Origin of the sequence: Mycobacterium sp. (genome assembly GCF_052144515.1) — a bacterium.
Lineage (GTDB): Bacteria > Actinomycetota > Actinomycetes > Mycobacteriales > Mycobacteriaceae > Mycobacterium.
This window is the reverse complement of the sequence record NZ_JBKQQD010000511.1, coordinates 1-5,141: the sequence shown is the minus strand read 5'-3', so window position 1 is coordinate 5,141 and position 5,141 is coordinate 1. Positions and strand designations below refer to the sequence as shown.

Genomic DNA, 5,141 nt, shown 5'->3' with positions numbered 1-5,141 from the left:
CCCACGAAGCCGAGCACCTGAGCGGTGGCCTGATCCAGCCACTGCACGTCATCAACGATGCACAGCAGCGGCCGGTCCTCGGCGGCCTGCGCCAACAGGTTCAGCGCCGCCAGCGCCACCAGAAACGATTCGGGGGGCTCCCCGGACGCCAGACCCAGTGCCACGCTGAGCGCCTCGCGCTGGGGTTTAACCAACGCGTCCAGGTACGAGAGCATCGGTGTGCACAGGTCGTGCAGCCCAGTGAAGGCCAACTCCATCTCCGACTCGACGCCCATACATCGCGCCACGCTGAAGCCCTCCCGCTCGGTCAGGTAATCCAGCAGCGCCGTCTTGCCGATCCCCGCCTCCCCGCGCAACACCAGCACGGCGCTGCGCCCACCACGCACCCGAGCCAGCAGCCCGTCCAGCGCCGCGCATTCGGCTCGCCGCCCATACAGCGACGTCAACGGGTCCGCGTCGCTATGGCGATAGCCCACCAGCAACCACCATCCTCACCAAGCGCCCGAACACCGCGGATTTTATTGCGGCAACACTACTCCGTCAGTGTGGCTTGCGGGTTCGGCCAGCGTGCTGATGGCTACCGTTGCCATGGGTAGCTGCCGTTCATTCTTAATTCCGTTGTGCCGCAACGTCTCCAACCCGGGGAGCATCATCAGACCGGATCTGGTGTGTCCCATGGAACCATCGGCGACACCCAGTGAGTGACCTCTTCCACCTGGTCGTTTTGATGGAGGTGCCGGGGTGGCTGCGCGAAAGTCGCGTAGGGGCGGCAGCGAACGACGACTCGATCCTCTTTGTCCGCCATCTGCGCGACGTTCGGGCGGGCCTCGTCACCGAGCGGCTGGCCCGACATGCGTCCGGCCACAGCCATCATCACATCGACCACAAGGTCGCGGTCGCGGTCGATGACTGCATCGGCATACACCTGCAGATAAACAAACGGCCACCGCTCGTCGAGCACGCAAAGGCTCACTTTGCCGTCGCGTGCCACCGCACGAGCCTTGCCGCGTGGGGCCATCGTCGAGACCAGCAGTTCGTCGTCATCGGTGGGCACGTAGTACACGACCGACATGGCCGGGCCGTCGTGACGGCGGCGGTAGCCGTAAACACAGGTGCGGTGTGTGCGCACGAATTCTCGCCGCTCCGAAGGCAGCAGGTCGCGGTCGGTGGGCGCCGTGAAGGGCTCGGCGGCGAGTGGAAGCAACATTTTCAGACGCTCCTCCTTATCGCTTTTGGGAGGTGTGGTTCTACGCCACGATGGTCAGTACCAGCAGGGCGATGGCCGCCAGTCCCGTGATCGCCGCGGGAAGCAGAACGGCGCCTTTGTCGCGAGCCTTCAGGTGATAACCAAGAGCGCCGGCCATAAGGAGTACGACTGCGGCGGCAGTCACGATGGCAAGAAGTTTGACCACGATTCCGGCCAGCAGACCCACCACCGCGGCCAGTTCAGCGATACCGATCAGGCGGCTGACCCGCGAGCTGATGCCGAGATGTTCGGCGTTCGTGCGTGCGGTACCGGTGCCGATGACCTTGATAATCCCCGTGAAAGCCAATTCCACAGCCAGAAGAACAGACAAGACGACAGTTGCAATGTGCATCGCTGAACTCCTAGTAGTGAACAAACTCTAATTGACGCAGATCGTGCCGTTGAGGTGCGTGCCGTTCCCGGTAAGGCATCCGTTGGGCGGATCCTTCGGCAACCCAGGGGGAAGGCAATTTTGCCTCCCGTTGTCCCAGTACCAACCCTCGGGACAGTCTGCGAGGTTCACCGTTGCGGGAGTCGTCAACAGCGAGGCGAACCCGACACTCGCCACAGCCAACGCGGTAGCCGCCGATCGGGCGATTCTGACGTTCTTCATGCTCCTCGTTCTCCTTCGCGTAGATCGCGTTTCCTCGTCGATGACTTCTGTCAGGCTCGAAACGCTCTTTCACGAGTGTCGGTGTCGACGGCGGAGAGCAACTTCATGCCACCCGCAGTCGTGGGTACCGGCTAGCAGCAATTTCGGTTGATCTCTCAATCCGAAGAAGTCCGTAACACAGTGAATTCGACGCTCTACCACGAGACCAGCGGCCCCAGGGCGTGCGGAGAGATTGACGCGCATCAACCGGAATGTGAAATGTCTTGTGAGCCGGTGCAATTCTGACGATCCGTCAGAATCTCACCACTTCGGGCACTTTACCTGCTGGCAGGTATGTCCCTTTGACGGTGGCGGTAACGACATGCCGCCGCGGAACCCGGATGCTGAGAAGCAACACCGCGTCAGCACCTAGCTGCGCGTAATCGCTTGCCACGAGCGATGTTCAAGAACCAAGCACGACGTCCACAACAGCGGCTGAGGAGCCGCTTGGCAAACAAATGGAGGAAACACCATGGCATACCGGACCGTTAACCCGTACAACAACCAGGTCGTAGCTACTTTCGATGACCTGACCGATGCGGAGGCGATGAACCTTCTTGCGCAGGCGCAGAAGACCTTTGAGTCCTGGAGCCAGATGTCGTACGCCGAACGCGGCGCCGTGTGCCGGCGTGCCGCAGCCATCCTCACCGAAAGGCCCGACGAGTTCGCCCGTCTGTTGACACTGGAAATGGGCAAGCTCTACACCGAGAGCCTGGGCGAAGTTGCGCTGGCCGCCGACATCTTTACCTACTACGCCGACAACACCGAGGCGTTCCTGGCGCCCGAGCGTCTTAACACGGTCAGCACCGACGATGACGCAATGCTCGTCAGCGCCCCGCTCGGCGTGATCCTGGGCATCCAGCCGTGGAACTTCCCGCTTTACCAGCTGGTCCGCGTCGCGGCCCCCAACCTGATGGCCGGCAACGTGGTCATGGTCAAACACGCCTCCAACGTGCCGCAGGCGGCGGCCGCCTTCGAGCAGCTGCTGACCGAAGCAGGTGCCCCCGAGGGCGCCTACACCAACCTCTACGCCACCAAGGACCAGATCAACCTGCTGATCGACGACCCGCGGGTGCGCGGCGTTTCGCTGACCGGCAGCGAGGGCGCCGGCTCCGTCGTCGCGGCCCGGGCCGGCAAGAACCTCAAGAAGTCCACCATGGAGCTCGGTGGCTCGGACGCGCTGATCGCATTGGCCGACGCCGACTTGGACAAGACGGTCCAGTGGGCGCTGTGGGGTCGGATGAACAACGGCGGACAATGCTGCGTGGCCTCCAAGCGGATCATCGTCGCAGAGGAGATCGCCGACGAATTCTTCGAGAAGTTCAAGGCCGCACTGGCCGCGCTCAAAGCCGGTGACCCGTTCGACGAAGCGACCACCCTGCCGCCGATGTCGAGTCAGGGTGCCGCGGACGAGCTGCACGCAAAGATCAAGGCCGCAGTCGAAGCGGGCGCGACGGCCATCCCACTCGGTGAGCCCGTGCCCACCACAGGAGCGTTCGTGCAGCCGACCATCCTCACCGACCTGACGCCGGATAACCCCGCCTACTACCAGGAGTTCTTCGGGCCGGTGGCGCTCTTCTTCCGCGCGAGCAGCGAGGACGACGCAGTGCGGATCGCCAACGACTCGAACTTCGGGCTCGGCGGTTCGGTGTTCACTGAGGACATCGACCGCGGGGTCGAGGTCGCCAAGCGCATCGAGACCGGCATGGTCTTCATCAACCACCCGACCTGGACCAAGCCGGACCTGCCCTTCGGCGGCATCAAGCTGTCGGGCTACGGCCATGAACTTGCCAACATCGGCATTCAGGAATTCGTCAACAAGAAGCTCATCAACGTCGTCCCGATCGACGCCCCGTAATCATCGCCCAGGTCGAGTGACTCAACGCAAAAGGAACACAATCATGGCTGACTTCACCGTGGGGAAATACCTCGCGACCCGGTTTGAGCAGATCGGGCTGAAGCACTACTTCATGGTCCCCGGCGACTACAACCTCGTGCTGCTCGATGAGCTGCTGGAGAACAAGAACGTCGAGCAGATCGGCTGCTGCAACGAGCTCAACGCCGCCTACGCCGCCGAGGGCTATGCCCGGGTCAACGGGGCCGCCGCCGTGCTCACCACCTTCAACGTGGGCGCGTTCTCGGCGCTCAACGGGGTGGCCGGCGCCTACGCCGAACGCCTTCCGGTGATCATGGTTTCCTCCGGTCCCAACACCAATGACCTGGGCTCCAACCACGTCCTGCACCACACCATGGACAACGGCGACCTGGCCGATCAGTACGAGATTTTCCGGCAGGTGACCTGCAAGGCGGTGCGCATCGTGCACCCCGAAACAGCGCCCGCGCTCATCGATGAGGCGATCAGCGCCGCGCTTCGCGAGCGCAAGCCCGCCTACATCGAGATCCCCTGCAACCTGTCGGCCGCGCCGTGTCCTGCACCGGCCCCGTTCTCCACGCTGCCGGCGTGGCAGCCCAGCAACGCGCGGATGCTGACCGACGCGGTCGGCCGGGCCAGCGACCTTCTCGGGCAAGCGAAAAAGCCGATTCTGCTGGCCGGGGTTCACCTACGCGCTTACGGGGCGATCGACGCCTTCCGTGAACTGGCCGAGGCGCTGGGCTGCGCGGTGGCGGTCATGCCGAACGCCAAGGGCTTCTTCCCCGAGGACCACCCGCAATACGTCGGCATCTACTGGGGCGAGGTGAGCAGCCCGCAGTGTCAGGCCATCGTCGACTGGTCCGACCTGATCGTGGCCGCCGGGCCGGTGTTCAACGACTACACGACGGTGGGCTGGAGCGCACAACCCCCGCGGCACCGGCTCATCAGCGCCGAGCCCCGAAAGGTGCGGTTTCACGACGTCGAATTCACCGGCGTGGCGCTGGCCGAGTTCCTGTCCGACCTGGCCAAGAAGGTCCAAGCCAATGCCGCGACCCTGAACCAGTACAAGCGCCTGCACCGGACCGCTGCGGCGGCGGTCGCGGACCCCGCGGCCCCGCTGAGCCGGGTCGAAATGTGGCGCCAGATCGAGCAAGACCTCGACGCCAAGACCACCCTGTTGGTAGAGACCGGTGATTCCTGGCTCAACGGCATGTACACGCGGCTGCCCGGCGGCGCCAGGTTCGAGATCGAGATGCAATACGGCTCGATCGGCTGGTCGGTCCCCGCCAGCTTCGGCTACGCGATGGGCCTGGAACCGGACCGGCGCCTGGTCTCGGTCATCGGCGACGGATCCTTTCAGCTGACCGCCC

5 protein-coding genes are annotated in these 5,141 nt (G+C 64.0%); 2 read left to right on the top strand and 3 right to left on the bottom strand.

Going from position 1 to position 5,141, the window contains the following annotated elements; all coding sequences use genetic code 11:
• The 3 genes from ACLP9N_RS34405 to ACLP9N_RS34395 form a co-directional block, all read right to left on the bottom strand.
• Positions 1–476 (bottom strand): AAA family ATPase (locus ACLP9N_RS34405; protein WP_442411579.1); only part of this gene is annotated, 476 nt, incomplete at its 3' end.
• 176 nt (positions 477–652) lie between these two features.
• Positions 653–1,207: a pyridoxamine 5'-phosphate oxidase family protein gene (locus tag ACLP9N_RS34400; RefSeq protein WP_442411578.1), complete on the bottom strand. Its 555-nt coding sequence runs from the start codon at positions 1,205–1,207 to the stop codon at positions 653–655.
• 40 nt (positions 1,208–1,247) lie between these two features.
• Positions 1,248–1,598 carry a DoxX family protein gene (locus ACLP9N_RS34395; RefSeq protein WP_442411577.1) on the bottom strand — a complete coding sequence of 117 codons (351 nt, stop codon included), beginning with the start codon at positions 1,596–1,598 and terminating at the stop codon, positions 1,248–1,250.
• Between the two features lie 772 nt (positions 1,599–2,370).
• Between ACLP9N_RS34395 and ACLP9N_RS34390 the strand changes: the two genes are divergently transcribed.
• Together ACLP9N_RS34390 and ACLP9N_RS34385 are read left to right on the top strand one after the other, a co-directional pair.
• On the top strand, positions 2,371–3,756 hold the full coding sequence (locus tag ACLP9N_RS34390) for an NAD-dependent succinate-semialdehyde dehydrogenase (protein ID WP_442411576.1): 1,386 nt from the start codon (positions 2,371–2,373) through the stop codon (positions 3,754–3,756).
• 43 nt (positions 3,757–3,799) lie between these two features.
• Positions 3,800–5,141: alpha-keto acid decarboxylase family protein (locus ACLP9N_RS34385; protein ID WP_442411575.1), on the top strand; the 1,342-nt coding region annotated here is incomplete at its 3' end.